The sequence below is a fragment of the Aquiflexum sp. genome, from assembly GCF_041749095.1.
In the GTDB taxonomy this organism is placed as follows: domain Bacteria; phylum Bacteroidota; class Bacteroidia; order Cytophagales; family Cyclobacteriaceae; genus Aquiflexum.
Genome location: NZ_JBGTCA010000111.1, coordinates 1 through 2,405 on the forward strand (window position 1 = coordinate 1; position 2,405 = coordinate 2,405).

At 42.1% G+C, this 2,405-nt stretch carries 2 protein-coding genes; one reads left to right on the forward strand and one right to left on the reverse strand.

Going from position 1 to position 2,405, the window contains the following annotated elements:
- Nucleotides 1–1,766, forward strand: a 1,766-nt coding sequence (locus ACEW8O_RS06010) for an HAD-IC family P-type ATPase (RefSeq protein WP_373493718.1), incomplete at its 5' end; no start/stop codon positions are given.
- Between the two features lie 161 nt (nt 1,767–1,927).
- Here ACEW8O_RS06010 and ACEW8O_RS06015 read toward each other — a convergent pair.
- A partial coding sequence (locus tag ACEW8O_RS06015) for a class I SAM-dependent methyltransferase (protein WP_373493719.1) occupies nt 1,928–2,405 on the reverse strand: 478 nt, incomplete at its 5' end.

Sequence of the window (2,405 nt, forward strand, 5' to 3'; positions counted from 1 at the left end):
GGAAACTTGTCGCTGTGGAAACCTTGGGAAGTACCAATGTAATCTGTTCTGATAAGACCGGGACCTTGACAGAAAATCAGATGACAGTTCAGAAAATTTTTGCGGAAGGTAATTTTTTCGATGTCACCGGCCTTGGGTACACTCCGGAAGGTGATATTGAAATGGATAAAAATGCTGTTGACCTTCAAAACCATAAATCTCTTTCCCTTTGTTTGCAGGCCGGCTTACTCTGCAATGACAGCAGATTAAAAGAGGAAAACGGAGCTTGGATGATTGAGGGAGAACCAACTGAAGGTGCTTTAATAGCATCAGCAAACAAAGGGGGATTTATAATTGAAGAGCTTGAAAATTCACTGCCAAGGCTTAGCAGCATTCCTTTTGAATCCGAATACCAATATATGGCGACCCTCCACGGTGGTGATCAGCAGATTATTTTTATGAAGGGCGCATCTGAGGCAATTTTGGAAAGATGTTCGTCGATGTACAATGAAATGGGAGAAGCCATTGAATTGAATAAAGACAATGTGCTTTCAAAGGTAGAAGATTTGGCTTCTCAAGGACTGAGGGTATTGGGCTTTGCGATGAAAATCCCATCTGAGGAAATGGAAAGGGTAAACCATGAGGACGTTAATTCGGAAATGATTTTTCTGGGTATTCAGGGAATGATTGACCCTCCGAGAAAAGAAGCCATTGAAGCAGTGGAACTATGTCAAAAAGCAGGAATTGATGTAAAGATGATTACAGGTGACCATGCCATCACTGCGGCCTCCATTGCCGAACAGATCGGATTACAGGGTCGCCAGGAAAATGGTAAGCTTAAAGCACTGAATGGAAAAGAACTTCAGGTACTTGAAAATGGAGAATTTGCAGATGTTGCTGAATCAGTGGCTGTTTTTGCAAGGGTATCACCTGATCAAAAACTCCGCCTTGTAAAGGCCCTTCAGGAAAGAGGCAAAATAGTAGCCATGACAGGAGATGGCGTCAATGATGGGCCTGCCCTCAAACAGGCCAATATTGGTGTTGCGATGGGAATTACAGGTACGGACGTGGCTAAAGATGCTTCGGACATGGTTTTGACCGATGATAACTTCTCCTCAATAGAGGGTGCGGTCGAAGAAGGGCGGAGTGTATTTGATAACCTGACGAAGTTTATTGTGTGGACACTTCCTACAAATCTTGGAGAAGGGCTTGTCATATTGGCAGCAGTGGTCATTGGTTCCCAACTCCCCATTTTGCCGGTACAATTGCTTTGGATCAATATGACTACGGCTATTCTATTGGGATTGATGCTGGCTTTTGAACCAAAAGAGCCCGGAATTATGGATAGACCTCCACGACCTTCGAAACAGCCGATTCTCACAACAGATCTGATCATGCGGACACTTTTGGTCGGAATCTTGTTGATGATCGCTGCATTTGGACTTTATATTTATGAAGTGGATTATTTGAACCAATCTGTGTCCTACGGTCAGACAGTAGCTACAAGTGTATTTGTTTTTATGGAAGCTGCCTATCTGTTTAATTGCCGTTCGATGGTAAGACCTTTGTCTGAAATTGGTTTTTTTACCAACAAATGGATCTTTATTGGTATTGCAGCCATGATCTTTTTCCAATTGCTTTATATCTATACCCCGGTCATGAATACCCTCTTCAATTCAAGTCCTTTGCAAATGGACTCTTGGTGGAGAATTATCGGTGTATCTGTGGCATTGTTTATTATTGTTACTATAGAAAAACGAATTCGCTTTATGCTTTCCAAGAGATAAAAGTTAATTCCAGGTTTCAATCGATAGGATGGCAGTAAGCTTATTTGTTTTTATTGAAGCTTGGATGGTGAAGAAAGACGGAAGACGGAAGACCGAAGTCGGAAGACCGATGTACAAAAAAAGCGGACAACATAGGAAAGAATGATTATTGTAAAAAAAATTTAATCCGGAACTCTCCACAAATAGATCACATGTTCTTTTCCATCCGGTAGGATTATCTTTTCCGTTCTCTCAGGTTCCCAATCTCCCATGTCAAAGCGATGGGAAACAATCCTTGTCCCGGGATTCAGTTTAAGGATCTTTGGTCTTAATTTCAGATTGATATCTGGAAAAAGATAAATCACCAAAACAGTGGCATCACTAAAGTCCATTTCAAAAAGATCACCTTGTACAAAAGTCACTTTTTCTGAAACACCGAATTTCAGGGCATTTTCATTGGCCAAAGCAACAAGCTCGGCATCTATTTCTACACCAATGGCTTTAGCTCCAAACTGCTTGGCTGCCGCAATCGGAATCCTGCCATCACCGGAACCCAGGTCGTATAGCAGGTCATTTTCATTAATTTCCGCCAATTTCAATATGGCCTCCACCACCTCATCAGGTGTGGTCACAAAAGGCACATAGTCCGAAAAGTCGGAG